This window comes from Salegentibacter sediminis, assembly GCF_002078605.1.
GTDB lineage: Bacteria > Bacteroidota > Bacteroidia > Flavobacteriales > Flavobacteriaceae > Salegentibacter > Salegentibacter sediminis.
Genome location: NZ_MSJR01000001.1, coordinates 1 through 18,797, shown reverse-complemented (window position 1 = coordinate 18,797; position 18,797 = coordinate 1). Strand labels below are relative to the sequence as shown.

Annotated in this window: 21 protein-coding genes and 1 tRNA gene; 13 read left to right on the top strand and 9 right to left on the bottom strand. The window is 39.4% G+C overall.

The features are described 5' to 3' along the window. Positions 1-41 precede the first annotated feature (41 nt). A complete protein-coding gene (locus tag BUW93_RS00105) occupies positions 42-1,118 on the top strand; it encodes a PA0069 family radical SAM protein (RefSeq protein WP_081208003.1) in 1,077 nt (358 codons plus the stop codon). Here BUW93_RS00105 and BUW93_RS00100 read toward each other — a convergent pair. The 4 genes from BUW93_RS00100 to BUW93_RS00085 all read right to left on the bottom strand — a co-directional run bounded on the left by BUW93_RS00100 (position 1,115) and on the right by BUW93_RS00085 (position 3,449). Beyond that, on the bottom strand, positions 1,115-1,768 hold the full coding sequence (locus tag BUW93_RS00100; protein WP_081208001.1) for an HD domain-containing protein: 654 nt from the start codon (positions 1,766-1,768) through the stop codon (positions 1,115-1,117). The two genes, BUW93_RS00105 and BUW93_RS00100, sit on opposite strands and share 4 nt — an antisense overlap. A gap of 29 nt (positions 1,769-1,797) precedes the next feature. Then, entirely contained in the window at positions 1,798-2,529 is a 732-nt protein-coding gene (locus tag BUW93_RS00095) for a lysophospholipid acyltransferase family protein (protein ID WP_081208000.1), read from the bottom strand. Between the two features lie 51 nt (positions 2,530-2,580). After that, positions 2,581-2,955, bottom strand: coding sequence for a hypothetical protein (locus BUW93_RS00090; RefSeq protein WP_157893268.1), 375 nt, complete (start codon positions 2,953-2,955; stop codon positions 2,581-2,583). 83 nt (positions 2,956-3,038) lie between these two features. Further along, entirely contained in the window at positions 3,039-3,449 is a 411-nt protein-coding gene (locus tag BUW93_RS00085; protein WP_081207996.1) for a BrxA/BrxB family bacilliredoxin, read from the bottom strand. A gap of 178 nt (positions 3,450-3,627) precedes the next feature. Between BUW93_RS00085 and BUW93_RS00080 the strand changes: the two genes are divergently transcribed. Continuing rightward, positions 3,628-4,359 carry a TerB family tellurite resistance protein gene (locus tag BUW93_RS00080; protein WP_081207994.1) on the top strand — a complete coding sequence of 244 codons (732 nt, stop codon included), beginning with the start codon at positions 3,628-3,630 and terminating at the stop codon, positions 4,357-4,359. 2 nt (positions 4,360-4,361) lie between these two features. Here BUW93_RS00080 and BUW93_RS00075 read toward each other — a convergent pair whose 3' ends face one another. Next, positions 4,362-6,620: a TonB-dependent receptor gene (locus tag BUW93_RS00075; RefSeq protein WP_081207992.1), complete on the bottom strand. Its 2,259-nt coding sequence runs from the start codon at positions 6,618-6,620 to the stop codon at positions 4,362-4,364. Between the two features lie 99 nt (positions 6,621-6,719). Here BUW93_RS00075 and BUW93_RS00070 point away from each other — a divergent pair, with 99 nt between their 5' ends. Together BUW93_RS00070 and BUW93_RS00065 are read left to right on the top strand one after the other, a co-directional pair. After that, positions 6,720-7,373 (top strand): metal-dependent transcriptional regulator, encoded by a 654-nt coding sequence (locus BUW93_RS00070; RefSeq protein WP_081207990.1) that lies wholly within the window; start codon positions 6,720-6,722, stop codon positions 7,371-7,373. A gap of 2 nt (positions 7,374-7,375) precedes the next feature. Next, positions 7,376-8,197 carry a ZIP family metal transporter gene (locus BUW93_RS00065; protein WP_081207988.1) on the top strand — a complete coding sequence of 274 codons (822 nt, stop codon included), beginning with the start codon at positions 7,376-7,378 and terminating at the stop codon, positions 8,195-8,197. Positions 8,198-8,288: 91 nt separating this feature from the next. Here BUW93_RS00065 and BUW93_RS14995 read toward each other — a convergent pair whose 3' ends face one another. The 4 genes from BUW93_RS14995 to BUW93_RS00050 all read right to left on the bottom strand — a co-directional run bounded on the left by BUW93_RS14995 (position 8,289) and on the right by BUW93_RS00050 (position 11,526). Beyond that, positions 8,289-8,435: a hypothetical protein gene (locus tag BUW93_RS14995; RefSeq protein ID WP_198536964.1), complete on the bottom strand. Its 147-nt coding sequence runs from the start codon at positions 8,433-8,435 to the stop codon at positions 8,289-8,291. 7 nt (positions 8,436-8,442) lie between these two features. Next, positions 8,443-10,545, bottom strand: a complete 2,103-nt coding sequence (gene feoB, locus BUW93_RS00060) for a ferrous iron transport protein B (RefSeq protein WP_081207986.1) — start codon at positions 10,543-10,545, stop codon at positions 8,443-8,445. A 1-nt stretch (position 10,546) separates the two neighbouring features. After that, positions 10,547-10,777, bottom strand: coding sequence for a FeoA family protein (locus BUW93_RS00055; protein WP_081209461.1), 231 nt, complete (start codon positions 10,775-10,777; stop codon positions 10,547-10,549). A 74-nt stretch (positions 10,778-10,851) separates the two neighbouring features. Next, on the bottom strand, positions 10,852-11,526 hold the full coding sequence (locus tag BUW93_RS00050; protein WP_081207984.1) for an SCO family protein: 675 nt from the start codon (positions 11,524-11,526) through the stop codon (positions 10,852-10,854). A gap of 158 nt (positions 11,527-11,684) precedes the next feature. Here BUW93_RS00050 and rseP point away from each other — a divergent pair, with 158 nt between their 5' ends. From rseP to BUW93_RS00005, 9 genes are all read left to right on the top strand, one after another. Continuing rightward, positions 11,685-13,001, top strand: coding sequence for an RIP metalloprotease RseP (gene rseP, locus BUW93_RS00045; protein WP_081207982.1), 1,317 nt, complete (start codon positions 11,685-11,687; stop codon positions 12,999-13,001). 98 nt (positions 13,002-13,099) lie between these two features. Further along, a tRNA-Asn gene (locus BUW93_RS00040) sits at positions 13,100-13,173 on the top strand. Between the two features lie 199 nt (positions 13,174-13,372). Further along, positions 13,373-14,095, top strand: a complete 723-nt coding sequence (locus tag BUW93_RS00035) for a hypothetical protein (protein WP_157893267.1) — start codon at positions 13,373-13,375, stop codon at positions 14,093-14,095. 129 nt (positions 14,096-14,224) lie between these two features. Continuing rightward, the gene (locus tag BUW93_RS00030; protein WP_157893266.1) at positions 14,225-14,473 is read left to right on the top strand and encodes a helix-turn-helix domain-containing protein; all 249 of its coding nucleotides are present in this window, start codon (positions 14,225-14,227) and stop codon (positions 14,471-14,473) included. A 17-nt stretch (positions 14,474-14,490) separates the two neighbouring features. Continuing rightward, entirely contained in the window at positions 14,491-15,768 is a 1,278-nt protein-coding gene (locus BUW93_RS00025; protein WP_081207976.1) for a DUF3987 domain-containing protein, read from the top strand. Positions 15,769-15,850: 82 nt separating this feature from the next. Further along, positions 15,851-17,041 carry a tyrosine-type recombinase/integrase gene (locus BUW93_RS00020; RefSeq protein ID WP_081207974.1) on the top strand — a complete coding sequence of 397 codons (1,191 nt, stop codon included), beginning with the start codon at positions 15,851-15,853 and terminating at the stop codon, positions 17,039-17,041. Then, positions 17,038-17,349 (top strand): hypothetical protein, encoded by a 312-nt coding sequence (locus BUW93_RS00015; protein ID WP_081207972.1) that lies wholly within the window; start codon positions 17,038-17,040, stop codon positions 17,347-17,349. Before BUW93_RS00020 ends, BUW93_RS00015 begins: the two co-directional genes overlap by 4 nt. A gap of 104 nt (positions 17,350-17,453) precedes the next feature. Continuing rightward, the gene (locus BUW93_RS00010; protein ID WP_232778292.1) at positions 17,454-18,314 is read left to right on the top strand and encodes an ATP-binding protein; all 861 of its coding nucleotides are present in this window, start codon (positions 17,454-17,456) and stop codon (positions 18,312-18,314) included. Next, positions 18,295-18,797 (top strand): DUF3871 family protein (locus tag BUW93_RS00005; protein ID WP_157893265.1); only part of this gene is annotated, 503 nt, incomplete at its 3' end. The genes BUW93_RS00010 and BUW93_RS00005, both read left to right, overlap by 20 nt.

The following is an 18,797-nucleotide window of genomic DNA, read 5'->3' as shown; positions in this document are numbered from 1 at the left end:
TCTTGTCTTTCCCGATTGGATATATTCCATATATTTGTAAAATGTCCAAAGGAGGTAATTTTATTAAGGGAAGAGGAGCACAACTTAATGTGTCTAATAAGTTCGAGGCCCACCAACATGAATTTCGGGATGATTTTCTGAATTATTGCGCTTCGGAAGGGGATGAGGTACAGAAAAACAAAACCGTTTTAATTGAGACTTTTCCAAAAACTATTGTCAATAAAGTAAGCAGTCCTGATGTTGGGATGGAATATTCTCTTAATCCTTACCAGGGCTGCGAACATGGATGCATTTACTGCTATGCCCGAAATTCACACGAATACTGGGGTTACAGTGCTGGCCTTGATTTTGAAAGAAAAATCCTGGTAAAACGCAATGCTGTGGATTTGCTCGAAAAAAGGCTTCGAAGTAAAAAATGGGAGGCTAAACCAATTATTCTCTCCGGAAATACCGATTGTTACCAACCCATTGAAAAAAAACTGAAGGTTACCCGGCAGTTGTTGGAAACCTTTCTAAAGTATAAACATCCGGTAGGGATTATTACCAAGAATGCCCTTGTACAACGGGATATGGATATTTTGCGTGAGCTTGCAGAAGATGATCTGGTAAGCATTACACTTTCTGTAACTTCTCTTTCTGAGGAAACCCGAAGCATCCTGGAGCCTCGAACAGCCAGTATTAAAAAGCGCCTGGAGACTATAGACAAACTTTCCCGGGCCAATATTCCGGTGAATGTGATGATGGCACCCATAATTCCGGCAATAAACTCCCATGAAATAATGCCATTGGCAAAAGAAATATCAGAAAGAGGGGCATTGAGCCTGGGCTACACCATAGTCCGGCTAAACGGAGCAATAGCACAAATTTTTACCGACTGGATAAAAAAAACCATGCCCGATAGAGCAGATAAGGTGCTAAATCAAATTAAAAGTATACATGGTGGAAATCTTAACGATAGCCGCTATGGAACGCGTATGAAAGGGGAGGGGGAATTCGCCACCCAGGTGGCACAGCAATTCAGACTGGCCCGAAAGATATATTTTTCAGATAAAGAAAGAATAAAATTAAACTGCAAGCTGCACGAAAACTTTAAGGATGGGCAAATGAAATTATTCTAAGCGAGGCCTTCCCACTCCCTATAAAACTGGTGGAGATAATTCTCCATAAACCTATGACGTTCTTCAGCAATTTTCTGGCCGGTTTCGGTATTCATTAGGTCTTTAAGCAAAAGCAGTTTTTCATAGAAATGATTAATTGTAGGCGCAGTAGAAGCTTTGTATTGCTCTTTGGTCATATTCAGGTTGGGTTCAATCCTAGGGTCATACAAAGCGCGGCCTTTAAAACCACCGTAGTTGAAAGTACGTGCGATTCCAATTGCGCCTAAAGCATCAAGCCTATCGGCATCCTGCACAATTTTTAATTCGATGGAGTTAAAGATTTGCTTTTCATTTCCGCCCTTGAAGGAGACATTCTCTATAATTTTTATGATATGAGCAGTATCTTGATCAGAAACATCCTGGGTTTTAAGAAATTCAGCAGCTATCTCCGGGCCTTTACTCTCGTCGCCGTTATGGAATTTGTAGTCTGCGATATCGTGTAGGAGAGCACCGAGTTTAACTATAAATAAATCGGCATTTTCTCTTTTGGTAATTAGTTTAGCATTCTTGTATACCCTTTCTATATGAAACCAATCGTGACCTCCCTCAGCATTGGCAAGTGTTTTTTGTACAAATTTGACGGTGTTCCTGATTACTTCTGATTTGTTCATAAAAAGAGATTTGGGAAAATCACACAATTCTATTTAATATCGGCGGTAATACTGCGCTCAACTTTTGCTACCAGACTCTCGGGGTCGTCTGAATTGGCAGCTATAGGTTCATGAACTTTCAATTTCACATGCACGCCTGGTTCCATAGGGAAATTGCCGTGCTTAAAGAGTTTCCAGGAATTATTGATAGTCACGGGAATTATTAGAGCATCGGGCATCTGCTTGAAAAGCAACTGAAGCCCGCTTACCGCAAATTTTTTCGGTTTGCCTGTTCGGCTTCGGGTCCCCTCAGGAAAGATTACAGCTGAGCGCTTAGTCTTGTTAAGATATTTTGCAAATTGCGCCATTTTTACGAGGGCTTCCCGCCCATTTTTCCGGTCAATAAGCACTGAACCACCGTGCCTTAAGTTAAAGGATATACTAGGAATCCCGTGGCCTAATTCCTTCTTGCTTACAAACTTTGGATGATGCTTGCGCATATGCCATATTATAGGAGGGATATCATACATCCCCTGGTGATTAGCCACAATTATACAGGGCTTATCTGTAGGAATATCATAGGGATTATCGAAGGTGAAACGCGTGCCAAGAAGGTTAAGACATCTCATTAGGAACAAATTAAAGATATCTACGCTTTTTTTATGCGGCTGATAACCCCCAAGTTTTAGACATAACCATTGTATAGGATGAAAAACCAATAGGGTTATAAAAAAGAAGATATAAAACAGTACCGATAACGGGTAAGAAAGTATTTTTTTCATCTTAAAAATTATTGGGCTAAAGTACATATTTCAGTCCAAAAGCTGCAAATTCTAATACGCCTCACATTTTCCATTCACGCATTCTATACTGTCGGGAGGAGTAACGAACATACAATCTGATACGATCCCGTATTTTTGGTTATAATCGGCTTCGGCCTGGTTATAGTTTTCCACTAAATCCTGCAGGTTTTGCCTGTCTATTGAGGAAGAGAAGAGCAAATAGGTTTTTGGACCGCCACAGGCCTTGCTGCCAACAGCTATATAATCGCAGCTGTTAACTCCATCACAGGCTTCTTTGGCGATAAGATCTTTTATTTCTTCTAGTTGACGATCTAGTTCTTTCCGGTCTATCTGCTGTGAATTTTCGGGGTTTTCGCAGCCCGAAATGGCCAGCATGATGGAAAAAAATATCATTAGCGTTTTCATAAGGAAATGATTTCAGCATAAATATAAAACGAAAAAAGGCCGCCTGCATTGCAAACGGCCTTATTTGTAAAACTCAATGCCTACTAACAAAATTCGTTATAGGCAGCAATAAGATTTTCGGCGATCATCTCTGCAGGGCGACCTTCAATGTGGTGTCGCTCCAGCATATGAACTAATTCTCCATCCTTGTAAAGAGCCATAGATGGCGAAGAGGGAGGAAAAGGTAACATATAATCACGGGCCTGGGTAGTAGCTTCTTTATCTACTCCGGCAAATACGGTATAAAGATTATCTGGTTTTTTCGCGTTTTGTAAGGATAGCCTTGCACCGGGACGGGCATTTGCAGCGGCACAGCCACAAACCGAATTTACTACCACCAGGGTAGTTCCTTCTTTTTTCATTGCGGCATCAACATCTTCTACGCTGTGCAATTCTTCAAAACCTATGCTTGTTAAATCTTCACGCATTGGTTTTACTAACTCTGCTGGGTACATATATTACTTATTTTGGTATTAAACTTTTTACGAATGGCAAAGATACCAAATTAACTTAAGCTGAGCATATTTCAATTTATTATGACTGAATAGGTTATGCCAATTACATTCAGAAGGCAGGTATTCGGTTAAACTTTGGTAAAATAGTATCTTTGACGCTTACTTAAAATTAGGCTTAATGTTTAAATGGATACTTGCGGTATTAGGTTATATGTATTTCCGCTTTGGTGGAGCCATCCTGGGCTTTATAATTGGGTCGGTAATAGATAACTGGAGGCGCTCGGGGTCTGGGATGCAGGGAGTGTTTGGCCAGCAAGAAAAAAAGGTTTCTCCAGGGGATTTTGAACTTAACCTGCTTTCGCTGTGTTCCATAGTGATAAAAGCCGATGGCAATGTAACCCAAAAAGAACTGGACTACGTGCGTTCTTATTTTGTGCAGGCCTATGGAAAGGAGCACGCTAATGCCACTTTTAGAACATTTAACGATCTTATAAAGGACCGTGAGATTTCGGCCCAGCGTATTTCACAATATCTTGCTGCCAGAACCAGATATCCCGCCCGGTTACAGATTATCCATTTTCTCTTCGGAATAGCCCAGGCCGATGGCCGGGTGAGTGAAGCCGAAGCTCGTTCTATCCAGGAGATTGCCGGATACCTGCGTATAAGCCGGATGGATTTTGAAAGTTTGAAAGCTATGTTTTTCAAATCGGCCGATAATGCTTATAAAATCCTGGAAATCGAAAAATCAGCCAGTGATGATGAGGTAAAAAAAGCTTATCGTCATATGGTGAAAAAATACCACCCAGATAAGCTGGGGCATATGGACGAAGCCTACCGGAAAGGTGCGCAGGAAAAATTTAATAAAGTACAGGAAGCCTATGAACAAATCCAGAAGGAACGCGGAATGTAGCCTTAAAAGTTATATTTTAAATTGAGCATAATATTTCTACCGGGACTGCTTACCTCAAAAGCCCGTAGCAAAGACATATGATCTACATAGGTTTTATCTAAGGCATTGTGAATGGTAAAACCAGCATCCAGAGAATTCTTTCCGAAGCTGAATTTTTTATTAGCACCAAAATTCAAAAGGCTATAACCCGGAGTTTTTTCTTCGGTTAAACCCACCTTATCCTGATCTTTAATAATTCGAAGTCTCGAGAAAATGCTCAAACTTTTGTCTGAAAGCGCATAATAGGTGGCTTCCAGATTAAAATTATCCGGAGGGATAAAACTAAGATTCTTGTTGGTGTGCAGGTCTTTTGCTCTTACAATCGCTCCCGAAACCGATGTCTCCAGTCGGTTTTCGTTTAACCAATTATATTTTGCATCGAATTCCAGCCCATAGAAACCTGTATTTGTTTGGCGATAACTCCATATTTCCTGATTATTCTCAGGCGTTTGCTCTAAGGAAGCTGTAAAGAAAATGTAGTTCTCTACCATACTTCCAAAAACCGAAACATTAGCCTGAAACTTATTTTTTCTAAAAGAATAGCTTGCATCTACCTGGTAACTTTGTTCCCGTCCAAATGTATCATTACCTTTTTCAAACCGGTTGGTTCCGGGATGTGGGCCATTGGAAAAAAGTTCGGCCAGGTCCGGAGCGCGAAATCCAGTGGAAAAGTTAAGTTTAAGTTGCTGTTGTTTATTAAAAGTCTTTGTTGCTCCAAGGGAACCTGTAAAACCTCCAAATTCTCTTGTGAGCTTGCGGTTTTCGGGATTCCCGGGCAGGATAAAATCATCGGCAATGAGATATGCTGCACTGGCATCTGCGGTAACCTGCCGATAATCATACCGCAGGGCCCCCTGAAGATACCAGGAATTTAGAGAAATGCTGGCGAGGTAGTAAATTCCGCTTTCAAAAACATCGGCATCCGGGATCAGGAAATCTTCAGAATCCTCAAAATTTCTGGTTTTCACAAAACTACCCTGGACTCCAAAACTGTGGTTAACTTTTTGCTTAGATAGGCTTAAACGGGCATTGAAGAAGGTGTGATTTTGCTTTAACCCGAGATCGATAAGCTCCCTCGCCGATTCTATTTCACGCCTTTCATTGAAGTGATGAGAAAGGTGGAAGGAAGTTTCATAATTTTCATTTTTTGTTTCCTGGTTATAGGAGAATAGATAATCGGTAACTTCCTGGAATGGCAACTGCATTTTACGATCATTGCGCGTGGTGGCAAGGCTTTCTGCAACTAGCATTTCTTGATCATGTATTATACCCAGGTTCTGGTCATTATAGGTGAAAGCTAATTTATTCTCAAAATTCTCTTTTTTCCATCCAGAATGCAAGCGAAGGCTTTTTGAATTAAATCTGCTATTGCCAATAATTCTTTGGTTTCCATTTTGATAATCGGCGTGTTTCTCAATAGCCATATCCGCGGCAAAGAAGAGGTCATTTTTAAAAGATCTCCCCGCCGAGGCATAAGTTCTAATCCCCCTGGAAACACTATTATAGGTACTTCCAATGCTCCCTGTGATTTTTTCTGAATTCATAAAATCATCTTCATCCTTAACCAGTAGCACTCCTCCCAGAGCGCCCGATCCATATAAAACCGATGCCGGCCCTTTAACTACTTCTACTCGTTTTACTCCAAGATCATTTATTCCCAAACCGTGATCGGCACCCCATTGGTGATTTTCCAGTTTGTTGCCCTGGTAAATAGTGACAATGCGGGAAAAACCAAGTCCGCGAATGAAGGGTTTTATGATTCCCTGTCCGAATTCGGCGCCGTAAAGACCGGGAAGTTCCCTGAGGCTACCCATCATTCCGTTAGGGTTTCCTTTATTTTCTATACCCTGCATACTAATCGTAGAAACATTATAAGGTGTTTTTCTGGTTAAACCGGTTTGAGTATCTACGATAAGAATTTCTTCCAACTGATCTTTTGATTCTTCCAGAGTAATATTAATAACCTGATCTTCTGAAATTGATATTTCTTTTTTTACGGTCTGGTAGCCCAGGGCGCTTACCACGAGTTTGCTTTCCTGTTCAATGATCTTCAAAATGTATTTTCCGTTCTTTCCGCTAGTGGTACCTCTTTCTTCTCCTTCCAGGTAGATGTTGGCAAAAGCGATAGGCTTGTCAGATCTGTCCTGTACCTTACCACTAATAGTTTGAGCCGTGGCCTTACTTCCGCACAAAAGAAGAATTAAAATAAAAATCTCTTTCATTATACTTTTTTTGGCAAATCTAATAATAATATTTAGATGAGTCTAAAAAATTGATAAGATCAAATAAAAAATGTATTTTTGCTTCTTTAAAAAATATATATGTTTAGTTTTTCAGAAGAGAATTACCTTAAAGCTATTTTTCATTTGGAGCGTCGTTATAAAGGAGGCGTAAGCACTAATGCCCTGGCAGAGGAAATGGAGACCAAGGCTTCTTCGGTAACCGATATGATTAGGAAACTATCGGATAAGCAGCTGGTGATCTACAAGAAATACCAGGGGGTGAAGCTTAGCGAAAAAGGCCGGGCCACGGCCATTGAGGTAATTCGAAAACATAGGCTTTGGGAATTTTTCCTGGTTGAGAAACTAAATTTTAACTGGGATGAGGTTCACGATGTTGCCGAACAACTCGAGCATATAAAATCTGAAAAGCTAACCCGTGAACTTGATAAATTTCTGGGCTTTCCAAAACGCGATCCCCATGGAGATCCCATTCCCGATGCTGAAGGTAATTTTTCGGTTTCCAATAAGCTGTTGCTTGCTGAACTTGAAAAAGACCAAACCGGAATTTGTATAGGAGTAAAAGATACCTCGGCCGATTTTCTGAGGTATCTCGATAAAAACAAAATCGCACTTGGCAAAACGATAACAGTAAAGGATATAGAAAATTTTGATAATTCTATGTTGATAGTTATAGATGGAGAAGAACTTAGGATCTCTCAGTTAATCTCCGGAAACCTTTTTATTAAAATGTGATTATGAATAATATTATAGATTATTTTGAAAGTATAGACCCCGTTTTAGCGGCCTTTTTAGCAACTTTATTCACCTGGCTTTTAACCGCATTGGGAGCTTCCCTGGTTTTTTTGTTCAAGGATATGAACCGTAAATTTTTTGACGGGATGTTGGGTTTTACCGGGGGAGTAATGGTTGCGGCGAGTTTCTGGAGTTTACTGGCACCGGGTATAGAAATGAGTCCGGGAGAAGGATTTGAAAAAACCGTTCCCCCGCTTGTAGGTTTTGGTCTGGGAGCATTATTTCTTTTCGGATTAGACAAAATTCTGCCTCACCTGCACGTTAATTTTCAAATGAGTGAAAAGGAAGGAATTAAAACTCCCTGGCATAAATCTACTCTTCTCACACTTGCTATTACGCTACACAACATCCCGGAAGGTTTGGCTGTAGGGGTCTTATTTGGAGGGGCAGCCATGGGCTTTGAAGGAGCCAGCATTGGTGGGGCCGTGGCCCTGGCAATAGGGATCGGACTTCAAAACTTTCCAGAGGGATTTGCTGTGGCAATGCCTTTACGCCGGCAGGGGTTAAGCCGGTGGAAGAGTTTTAACTTTGGGCAGCTGTCGGCCATCGTAGAACCATTTGCCGCAGTGCTGGGAGCCTGGGCCGTTATGACTTTCGAACCTATCCTGCCTTATGCGCTTTCCTTTGCCGCCGGGGCCATGATTTTTGTGGTGGTTGAGGAAGTGATTCCCGAGTCGCAACAGGAACGGTTTACCGATATTGCCACTATGGGCTTTATCATTGGGTTTATGGTTATGATGACCCTTGACGTAGGTTTGGGTTAATACTTGCAACATCAGGAATAGGCTTGCGTCTTTTATACAAAATGTCCTTATGAATAGGCATATCGAAGTCTAAGCACCTGAGAAATATAGCCTAATCACAACCGCAGCCCGAAACCCCGCAGGATTTGGTGGTTTTCTTTTTGCTTAGGAAGGAGGGCTTCCAGATAAGTTTGGTGAACAAATATCCCAAAGCATACAGGAAGCTTAATAAAACCAGTATATTTTGAAGTAGTTCCATAATACAATTATTTTAATAGCTGGAATGCTGCTAAAGCTACAAGATAAGCAAATGCACTCATCCCTACAAGCTGAAATAAGGGCCATTTCCAGGTATTGGTTTCCCGTTTAACAATTGCCAGGGTACTCATACACTGCATGGCAAAAGCATAGAACAGCAGTAAACTAATCCCACTTGCAAAGGTGAACAGGGGCCCGCCCAAAATGGGATTCGTTTCAGCCGCCATACGGTTTTTAATCGTTTCTTCTTCGTCGCTCCCAACGCTGTAAATAGTAGCCAAAGTACCAACAAACACCTCCCGGGCGGCAAAAGAGCTTATTATAGCAATTCCTATCTTCCAATCGTAGCCCAGGGGAGCGACCACCGGTTCAATGCCTTTCCCCATAATACCTATATAAGAGTTACGCAGTTTATAAGACGCGATCTCTTCATCCAAATCTGCTTTTGAAACGGGGTTCTCTTCAGAATAATTAGCGCTTACGATCTCTTCAGCATTATTGAATTTTTCACCCGGGCCATAACTGGCCAGTACCCATAGAACAATAGAGATCGCCAGGATGATTTTTCCTGCTCCAAAGACAAAGGATTTGGTTTTTTCTACCACATTAATTCCTACATTTTTAAGCATAGGAAGTTTGTAATTGGGCATTTCTATCACGAAATAGCTTTTGGACCTTATTTTAAGAATTTTATTCAGGATCCAAGCTGAAGCTATTGCGGTACCAAATCCAATGAGATAAAGCAGCATAAGAGTCAATCCCTGAAGATTAAAACCCCAGAAACTTCGGTCGGGGATCACCAATGCTATTATGATAAGGTATACCGGCAGTCTTGCCGAACAGGTTGTAAAAGGCACGACCAAAATAGTGATAAGCCTTTCTTTCCAGTTTTCGATGTTTCTTGTTGCCATTACGGCAGGAATAGCACAGGCAGTCCCCGATACCAGGGGAACCACGCTTTTTCCGCTAAGACCGAAACGTCTCATTACCCTGTCCATAAGGAATACCACCCTGCTCATATAACCGCTTTCTTCAAGGATGGAGATAAAGAGGAATAAGAAGGCAATCTGGGGGATAAAGATTACGATCCCGCCTAAGCCGGGGATAACCCCTTCTGCGATAAGGTTGGTAAAGGCGCCTTCGGGCAGGGTGTTTTTCGCCCATTCACTAAGCTGGGCAAAGGCTTCATCGATCATATCCATAGGATAACTCGACCAGTTATAAATCGCCTGGAAAATGAGGAGCAGGATTGCAAAGAAAATCACATAACCCCAAACTTTATGAGTGAGAACACGGTCTAATCTTGAACGCAGGTCTTTTGCCGCCCTTGCATCTACACTCATCGATTCTTTAAGAACTCCGTTGATGAATTGGTAACGCAAAATTGTTTCTTTCTGCTGAAGTCTTTTCAGGTCACTCTCCGGTTTAGTTTGAAAACCTGAGGTTTTTGCCAGTTCATTGCGATTTAAATTCCCAAAATTCACATCCTGTGTAATCACCAACCATAACTTGTAAAGGGACTGGTTGGGATAAGCACTGCGGAGTCCCTCAAAATATTCAGGGTCTATTACCGAAGCATTTACACAAGGTTCGGTAGAAAGATGCTTATAATTAATGATGAACTCTTTAAGCTCATCGATCCCGGTATTTTTTCTTGCGCTTACCAGGGCTATTTTGGTGCGTAATTTTTCTTCCAACCGTTCAATATCCAGAGAGATACCTTTTCGCTCCATCCTGTCGGCCATATTCACCACCAGAATAGTAGGAATCCCCAGGTCTTTTACCTGAGTGAAAAGCAAAAGGTTTCTTTTGAGGTTTTCCACATCGCTTACCACTACAGCAACATCAGGGTAATCTTTATCATTCTTGTTTAGCAGCAGTTCAATGACTACATTTTCATCAAGAGAGGAAGCATTGAGGCTATATGTGCCTGGAAGATCTATTATATGGGCTTTAAGACCCCGTGGGAGTTTACAAATCCCTTCTTTTTTTTCAACAGTGATACCCGGATAATTCCCTACCTTTTGATTTAAACCTGTGAGTTGGTTAAAGACTGAAGTCTTCCCGGTATTGGGATTTCCTATCAGGGCGACATTTATCTGCTTGCTCATATTAATCGATAAGCTCTATTTCTATATGTAAAGCGGTTTCTTTTCTAATGGCGAGGTGACTACCATTCATATTAAGATACATCGGATCCATAAAAGGAGCGGTTTGCAGGACCTCAACTTCATTGCCGGGGAGACAACCCATTTCCAGAAGTTTTAGCGGAACATCTTCGGTAGAAAAGTCCTTGATAATCCCGCGTTGTCCGCATCTTAATTGAGCCAGAGTTAGCTTCACTTTATTTAGATTGATTTTAAACAAGGCAAAAGTAATGCAAAATATATAAGCAGAAAAGTTTGAGCCTTAAAAACTTAATCGGCGTATTCTGCTTTTAAGATTCTTATATCATCCATAAGCTCTTCAATGGCTTCAGGATCTGTTCCGTCGTAGAAACCGCGGATGCGTTTTTGCTTGTCTACCAGAACAAAATTTTCGGTATGTATCATATCGTAAGGTCCGCCGTCTCCATTGCTCTTTGAGGCCAGGTAAGACTTTCGGGCCAGTTCGTAAATATGTTTTTTATCTCCGGTAACCAGATTCCATTTTGCATCAATGACTCCTTTTTCTTCTGCATATTCTTTTAATACAGGCACGCTGTCAGTTTTAGGGAAAACGGTGTGAGAGAGTAGAAGTACCTCCGGGTCATCCTTTATTTTTTCCTGAATCTTCAGCATATGATCGGTCATAACGGGGCAGATGGTGAGACAGGTGGTAAAAAAGAAATCGGCCACATAGATCTTGTCCCGGTAAAAATCCTGGGTGATGGTATCCCCGTTTTGATTTATCAGTTTAAAATCGGCAACGCTATGGTATTTCCTGATGTGTTGCACCGTAGTGTCTACCAGCTCGGCATTCACCATATCGGGTTGAAAGACGGGGAGACGCTCTTCAGGTTTCAATAGGGTATAGATAGCGTAAATAATAATTACCGAAAGTATAGCCAGGACTATAGCTAAGGTTTTGAATTTGGCAAAAAACTGGATCATATTCTCAAGATTGAATGCAAAATTAAAGGCTGGCGGTCAATTAGTCGCATGTCTGAGATTAAAATTTCAGAAATTCGTTTACGGCTGTTTCATATTAACTTTTTTAGGAGTTTTTAAAAGGTTACTTTTGTGCGATTTAAAAATTTGAAGAGTAAAGAATGGATCCATTTTTAGTTAAGGCGATACAATTATTGTTGAGCCTGTCCTTACTTATTGTGCTGCATGAACTGGGGCATTTTATCCCCGCCAAAATATTCAAAACCCGGGTAGAAAAGTTCTTCCTGTTCTTTGATGTAAAATTCGCCCTTTTTAAAAAGAAAATAGGTGATACCGTCTACGGAATTGGGTGGTTACCTCTGGGTGGCTATGTGAAGATATCGGGAATGATAGACGAAAGCATGGACAAGGAGCAAATGGAAAAACCCCCAGAACCCTGGGAATTCAGAAGTAAACCGGCCTGGCAACGACTTATTATCATGCTTGGAGGAGTTACGGTGAACTTAATCCTTGGTTTCCTCATTTTTATTATGATCATGTTTGTTTGGGGAGAGAATTATGTGGGGCCTGAAGAAATGCCGGAAGGTTTTGCAATTGTCGATGAATTTAAAGAGTATGGTTTTGAAAACGGGGATCGTATATTAGAGGTTAACGGAAAAGATTTTCAGAATAGCATAGATGTCAATAAGCACCTGTTTATGCGTGATGTCAATAGCATTACGGTATTGCATCAAAACGGGGAGCAGGAAACTATAAATATCCCTGAAAATATTGGAGAAAGTATGTGGGAAGAAGGGATCATGATGCCTTTTATCCCAATACAAAGACCAATTTTGGATAGTGTGCTCACTGAAAATCCTGCAGGAATTGCCGGGTTGAAAAAGGGAGATAGCCTTATCTCTATAAACGAACAGGAAATTGGATACTGGCACGAATTGGCTCCTATTGCTTCTGAAAATATAGGGAAGGAAATAGAAGTTGTATTTAAGCGGGATGACGAAATTATGAGCGTGATGGTTACTCCCGATGAGGATGGTAAATTTGGGATTACTCCACAATCAAATTTTGAAATTAAAACACAAAAATACAACCTGGCTGAAAGTATTAAAGCAGGCTTTGACTATGGGTACTGGACGTTACGGGATTACGTATATCAATTTAAATACGTCTTCACCTCAAAAGGAGCCAGCCAGCTTGGTGGATTTGGAGCCATTGGAGGCTTGTTTCCCGACACCTGGAACTGGCAGGGCTTTTGGTACACCACGGCCTTGATTTCCATTATCCTGGCCTTTATGAACATCCTCCCCATCCCGGCCCTTGATGGAGGCCACGTAGTATTCTTGCTTTATGAGATGGTGACGGGAAGAAAGCCGAATGATAAATTTATGGAGATAGCCCAAATGGTAGGCTTCTTTATTCTTATTGCCCTGGTTCTTTATGCCAATGGGAATGACGTATATCGCTGGTTATTTGAATAGTAATTAAGACCTGAAAAAATTACCTGAAAAAAGTTATATTTTGTTTTGTGGTGATTTAAATTTTGGTTTATATTTGCAACCGCAAAAGAGTAAAACACTCCTCCTTAGCTCAGTTGGTTAGAGCATCTGACTGTTAATCAGAGGGTCCTTGGTTCGAGCCCAAGAGGGGGAGCAACTCACAGAAAGCCTTACAGAGATGTAAGGCTTTTTTTATTTCTTATGGGTGCAACTATAGTGCAACCTTTATTATATTCACGAAATATAAATGATGAGAAGTGAGCAGGATTTTTCGTTTAAGAGAACTTCGAGGTAATTCATACGAAGATTTTGAAGAAGATTACGAATCTTTTACAATTGAACCTGTCCTGGATTTGAAACAAGAATGGGTAGATAGCCTTTCACTATTTCCTTTCTACAACCATATTGAAATCCCAGCCACCATTTCGGAGCTTGTCAGTGACTTTTGCAATTCCCACCAAAGTAATATTTCACAACAGAAGCTCCTCTCCCTTATAGGTGGTGCTCAAAATGCCTTTATTGGATCTCAACCTTTAGAAACCGATTCCGATCCAGTGGTAAAAGATTTTGAAAATGAAAGAGTTGAGTTAGAAAAGCTATTAAATGTGGTGAAGAGATATAAGTTTTCTTCTAATGATTTAAACCTTCATTCTATTAGGTTTGTGGGGCCTAATAATGTTACAATCGGAAATTTTAAAAACAGTTGGATTTTACACAGAATTTTGGAAAGCGTGCTCAAGGATCTGGGTGAGGGCCTTGATTCTTTGGAGGATTTTAATGCCGCTGCCGAAAAAGAGATTGCTAGAACAAATTTCGTTATTTTTTCTAAAAGACAGCATTATGTAAAGGGTCTTTCTACAAGAGCTTTTAATCATTATTTACAAAAAATCATACCGGGCGAGAGTCAAAGATATCGTGACACCTGTACTGGAGTTTTTTTCAATTGTGCACAAATTCCGGTAGTAGAAGATAATGCCCCACTACTTAGTCCAATTTTTAAAGAGAACTTAGCAGAAACTTCACCTGATAATATCAGAAAGCTGAGGGAACGTGTTGAAAACAGCCTTATTAAATAGCTTCTATTTTTGTAAGACAGAATTTTAAAGGTACTGCGAAATCCCTGTACCACCCTTCTCTATAGTTATTCCTAAAATTTGCTCTCATAAATCTTTACCGTCAATAATATGCGGTTAAATCTTGAGCAAATGAGAGAATTATTACAGGAAATCAAAAGTATCTTACAATCCACAAAATTAAACACCAAAGAGACGTTGAGTGCAAAGGAAGCTGCACAATACATGGGTATTTCCTTGAGTACCCTATACCAGCTTACCTCACAAAGTAAAATCACTCATTACAAACCTTCCGGTAAACTCATTTTCTTTAAGAGAAAAGATTTAGATGATTTCCTTCAGCAGAACAAATCTGAAGGAATCAAGATTGACAATTACTAATCTTAATTCTTTTTTTTATGGATTTTGAACCTTTAAATGAGGAGGTATATTCAAACCTTCCAAATTTTCTAAAAAAACTTACTCAACCTTTCAAAGGTCGTGAGAAAGATATTGTTCTTCTTTCTTCTATAGGTGTCTTAAGTAATAGTTTTCCAAATGTATATGGGAAATACGCCGGTGATGAAGTTAGTGCAAATCTTTATGTAATGATCTTAGCACCTCCGGCTTCGGGCAAAGGTGTGATGAATTATTCCCGCTATTTAATCGAAAAAATAGATCGGCACCTAATTGACAAGAGCACGCAAGCCCAAAAGGCTTGGAAGAAAAAGAAGCAGAAAGGAGAAGACGATCTGGGTTCCATTACACCAATTAAACTCAAGATAATTCCGGGAAATATTAGTTCAGCGGATCTCTATGACAAGCTTAAGAACTCACACCACGGCGGTATAATAATAGAATCCGAAGCTGACACCCTGAATGCCATCATGAAGCAAGATTTTGGAGATTTTTCGGATGTACTTCGTAAAGCCTTTCATCATGAAAATTTATCAATAAGTAGAAAAACCGAAAAGCAATTCGATAAGATCTATTCTCCCAAACTTTCTCTGCTCATTTCTGGCACTCCGGATCAGCTCGATCCCTTTATCAAAAGTACAAGCAATGGTCTGTTCAGTCGAATGATCTTTTATTACTTCAATGAGATTGGTGAATTTAAAGAGGTTTTCTCGGAGTCTTCTGGAGATCCAGTAAAATTATTCTACGCGGCAGGAGATGCACTTTTTGGTCTATATGGAGAATTAGCTCAGAGACAAAAGCGACTTCAATTTCGATTGACCAAGGATCAAATAGCTGCTTTTCAAACTGAAATGACTTCAATTTACGAGATAGTCTGTACTGAGTTTGAGCTTGAATTTATTTCCACGGTCAAAAGGCATGGCTTAATCTTATTTAGAATATCCATGATCTTAACAATTATTCGAAAGAGAGAACTCCTTTCGGAACAAGATATTGTCCATTGTGAAGACCAGGATTTTAGAACATCTCTCCTTTTGGTTAAGAACCTATTGTACCACGCTTATACCATATTTAACCTTAAAAATAAGGTTGAACTTCCACAAAACGAACAAAAGATTTTGGATTCTCTTGGGGAAGTGTTTTTAACATCAGATGCAGTGAATGTAGGTCAGCTATATGGATTTTCAGAAAGGACTATTGCGGACAAGCTAAAAAAATGGATAGGAGCCAAAAAGATTGTAAAGGTTTTCCATGGGAGATATCGTAAAATGGAAAAGTAGCTTCTGACAGGGGCTTCCTTTTCTGCAGTTTCTGCAGAATTAATATTCAAGTTAAAAAAGTTTAATATAAAAATGAAACTAAATGATAAGCATAAAGTTCATATTAAAAAACACACCCCTGGCGGATGGAAATCATCGTGTTCTGATGAGGTTGATTAAGGATAAAAAGAAAAAGATAATTACTCTAAACCTTAAATGTAAAAAGGATGAATTTGACATTGGGAGATTCAAAAGAAAACATCGGGCTTACAAAAAAAGAAATAAGTTGTTGGAATCCTATGAAAATCGGATTAACGATATTATTGATGACTTCGAAGCTAATGGATATGATTTCAGTCTTGACGATTTAGAAAAGGCTTATAAGAAGAAAGGCGCTAAGGTTCTATCGATCTATGAGTTATTTGATGATAAAGCCAACTCGTCACTTATTAAACTAAAGACTGCAAAAGCATATCGGGATACTAAAAGATCCCTTCAAAAATTTCACCAAGAAAAACTTCCTGTCGAGAAAGTTGACACTGAATTTCTGGAGCGGTATTCCGTTTATTTAAGGAACCGAGGAAGTAATGATGGTGGTATAAAATTCTTTATGACCCATTTAAAGGCAGTTTGGAACGAAGCATCAAAAAGGGGAATTGTCCCTAAAGAGAAAAATCCATTTAATCATTTTAAATTTTCCAGATTCCGAGCTAAACCAATTAAAAAGGCCCTAAAGAAAGAGGAAATGAAGGCTTTTATACAAGTAAACCTAGAAGACCGGCCAGATCTTCAGGATTCACATAATTACGCATTGTTTTCATTTTTCTGTCGAGGAATCAACTTTATTGACTTGATGCTGCTAAGACAAGAAAATGTAGATGGGGAAATTCTGATTTATACAAGATCAAAAACTCAGAAGCAGTATGTAATGGAATTGCTTGAGCCAGCAAAAAAGATTGTGAAAATATATGAGGATAGGTCTAAGGGGTATCTCTTTCCAATCTTAACAGAAGGATTGAATTCACCTCAGCAGATTGAAAATAGAAGGCATAAGATGCTGAGGAAATATAATTCTGACCTAAAGGAAATTGCAAAAATTGCAGAAATAGACAAACCTATTACAAGTTATACAATCCGACATACCTATGCTACTATTTTGAAGTACAGTGGGGTTTCCACGGAAATCATATCTGAATCAATGGGGCACTCTAATCCCCGAGTGACGCAAAATTATTTGAACGAATTCAGTAATAAATTGATAGACAATGAACATAAAAAACTTTTGGAATTATGAAAATGTATTACAAAGAAGCACAGAAAAATAGAAAGATTTGTGATTTTGAATACGGAAGAGAATACAGTATAGATGCAGTAGCAGAAAAATTAGGATTTGTAACCGATACTGCAAAAACCCTTTTCTATACCACTCTTATTAAGCACGGAATAATTAATTCCGATCTAGAACCCTCTTATTTATCTTTTATGGCAGGATTAATTAAATGGCCCGAATCAAGTAAAGGAGAGATAGTAGTAAGTTATCCTGGCACAATGATGATTGGAGATCTTTTGGAGGCATATGACCTTCTACCTCCAGAATCATAACCTGATATAATTAGAAATATAAAATTTTTAAAAGAGGCGGGTAATATATCTGCCTCTTTCATTTTAAAATGAATAAACCTTCAATTCTAACTTAAAAATAATAAATGATGAAATTAAGAAAATCAAGTAGGAGACAGGCAAGAATTAAAATGGCTCTCCAGGGACCAGCGGGAAGTGGGAAAACTTATAGCTCTCTGCTTATTGCAAAAGGCCTTGTAAATGAAAATTTTGAAAAAGTAGCCGTTATTGATAGTGAAAAGGGGAGTAGTGATCTATATGCAGACCTGGGTAATTATAATGTTGTTGCCCTGGAGAATTTTAGTCCTGAAACATACATTCAGGCTATTGAACTTTGCGAAAAGGAAGGCATGGAGGTTATTATAATTGATTCCATTACCCACGCCTGGGAATTCCTCTTGCATTATCACGGATCTCTTGCAGGAAACTCCTTTACCAACTGGAACAAAGTAACTCCTCGTCAACGAGCTTTTATGGATAAAATCCTCAATAGTGATGCTCACATCATTGCAACTATGCGAACAAAACAGGATTATGTGCTCAATCAAAAAGAAGGTAAATACGTGCCTGAGAAGGTGGGACTAAAAGCTGTTCAACGTGATGGAGTGGAATATGAATTCACTTTAATATTAGATCTGGACATCAAACATTTTGCTAATTCCAGTAAGGATAGAACGGGGTTATTTATGGATAAGCCTGAATTTAAAATTACTTCGGGAGTTGGGAAACAGCTATATGATTGGTGTAATTCTGGCGTAAATTTTAGCAGAATGAGAGAGCAAATAAAAAGTTGCAATACCCATAAACAACTAAATGAATTATATGCAAAGCTTTCAGCCTACGCAGATGATTTAAACCCAGATTTTGTTCAACAGCAAAACCTTATTAAAAATCAAAATTTTATTAACCTTCAAAATCATAGCAAAAATGGAACTACAAGTAATTAACAACCAACCTCATCGGAGGGAAAGTAATATCTCAACTAATTCCCTCACTTCCTCCGGTACCAGGGAGAGAGAGGAAAACCGAACAACCCCATTTATAGAGGCTAACACAACAGATGTTAGCCTCTCTCATTTAAAGGAGGATTGCATAATTCCAGTATTTGCAAAGGATAATGAGCAAACAATAGCACATCAGGAATTTATTGATGTTGCTTTGGAATGCGCTTCAAGTATTTTTCCCAGTGAAAATATTGATATTCCAGAAATAAGGGTAAGCCACCAGATTAAAGGCAGGACTCCAGATGCAATTCATATTCCCGCCAAGGAACTCATGAACCATCAGAAGACCATCTACTATGAGCGCATGGCTTTCTTGGTTAGAATTCCCAGTGTAACCAGTACCATTAACGGGAATGAACTATCTCTATCTATAGGTGGTGTAAGAGCTTACAATAGAGAAAATCTGTTTAGTAAAAAGAAGATGGT

What these genes read in the sequence shown, in the direction of transcription:
- rseP (WP_081207982.1), top strand. Translation starts at nt 11,685, where the DNA reads ATGGATCCATTTTTAGTTAAGGCGATACAATTATTGTTGAGCCTGTCC.
- BUW93_RS00075 (WP_081207992.1), bottom strand. Translation starts at nt 6,620, where the DNA reads ATGAAAGAGATTTTTATTTTAATTCTTCTTTTGTGCGGAAGTAAGGCC.
- BUW93_RS00015 (WP_081207972.1), top strand. Translation starts at nt 17,038, where the DNA reads ATGAAAATGTATTACAAAGAAGCACAGAAAAATAGAAAGATTTGTGAT.
- BUW93_RS14995 (WP_198536964.1), bottom strand. Translation starts at nt 8,435, where the DNA reads ATGGAACTACTTCAAAATATACTGGTTTTATTAAGCTTCCTGTATGCT.
- BUW93_RS00050 (WP_081207984.1), bottom strand. Translation starts at nt 11,526, where the DNA reads ATGATCCAGTTTTTTGCCAAATTCAAAACCTTAGCTATAGTCCTGGCT.
- feoB (WP_081207986.1), bottom strand. Translation starts at nt 10,545, where the DNA reads ATGAGCAAGCAGATAAATGTCGCCCTGATAGGAAATCCCAATACCGGG.
- BUW93_RS00095 (WP_081208000.1), bottom strand. Translation starts at nt 2,529, where the DNA reads ATGAAAAAAATACTTTCTTACCCGTTATCGGTACTGTTTTATATCTTC.
- BUW93_RS00010 (WP_232778292.1), top strand. Translation starts at nt 17,454, where the DNA reads ATGATGAAATTAAGAAAATCAAGTAGGAGACAGGCAAGAATTAAAATG.
- BUW93_RS00080 (WP_081207994.1), top strand. Translation starts at nt 3,628, where the DNA reads ATGTTTAAATGGATACTTGCGGTATTAGGTTATATGTATTTCCGCTTT.
- BUW93_RS00085 (WP_081207996.1), bottom strand. Translation starts at nt 3,449, where the DNA reads ATGTACCCAGCAGAGTTAGTAAAACCAATGCGTGAAGATTTAACAAGC.
- BUW93_RS00065 (WP_081207988.1), top strand. Translation starts at nt 7,376, where the DNA reads ATGAATAATATTATAGATTATTTTGAAAGTATAGACCCCGTTTTAGCG.
- BUW93_RS00090 (WP_157893268.1), bottom strand. Translation starts at nt 2,955, where the DNA reads ATGAAAACGCTAATGATATTTTTTTCCATCATGCTGGCCATTTCGGGC.
- BUW93_RS00100 (WP_081208001.1), bottom strand. Translation starts at nt 1,768, where the DNA reads ATGAACAAATCAGAAGTAATCAGGAACACCGTCAAATTTGTACAAAAA.
- BUW93_RS00105 (WP_081208003.1), top strand. Translation starts at nt 42, where the DNA reads ATGTCCAAAGGAGGTAATTTTATTAAGGGAAGAGGAGCACAACTTAAT.
- BUW93_RS00070 (WP_081207990.1), top strand. Translation starts at nt 6,720, where the DNA reads ATGTTTAGTTTTTCAGAAGAGAATTACCTTAAAGCTATTTTTCATTTG.
- BUW93_RS00030 (WP_157893266.1), top strand. Translation starts at nt 14,225, where the DNA reads ATGAGAGAATTATTACAGGAAATCAAAAGTATCTTACAATCCACAAAA.
- BUW93_RS00020 (WP_081207974.1), top strand. Translation starts at nt 15,851, where the DNA reads ATGATAAGCATAAAGTTCATATTAAAAAACACACCCCTGGCGGATGGA.
- BUW93_RS00025 (WP_081207976.1), top strand. Translation starts at nt 14,491, where the DNA reads ATGGATTTTGAACCTTTAAATGAGGAGGTATATTCAAACCTTCCAAAT.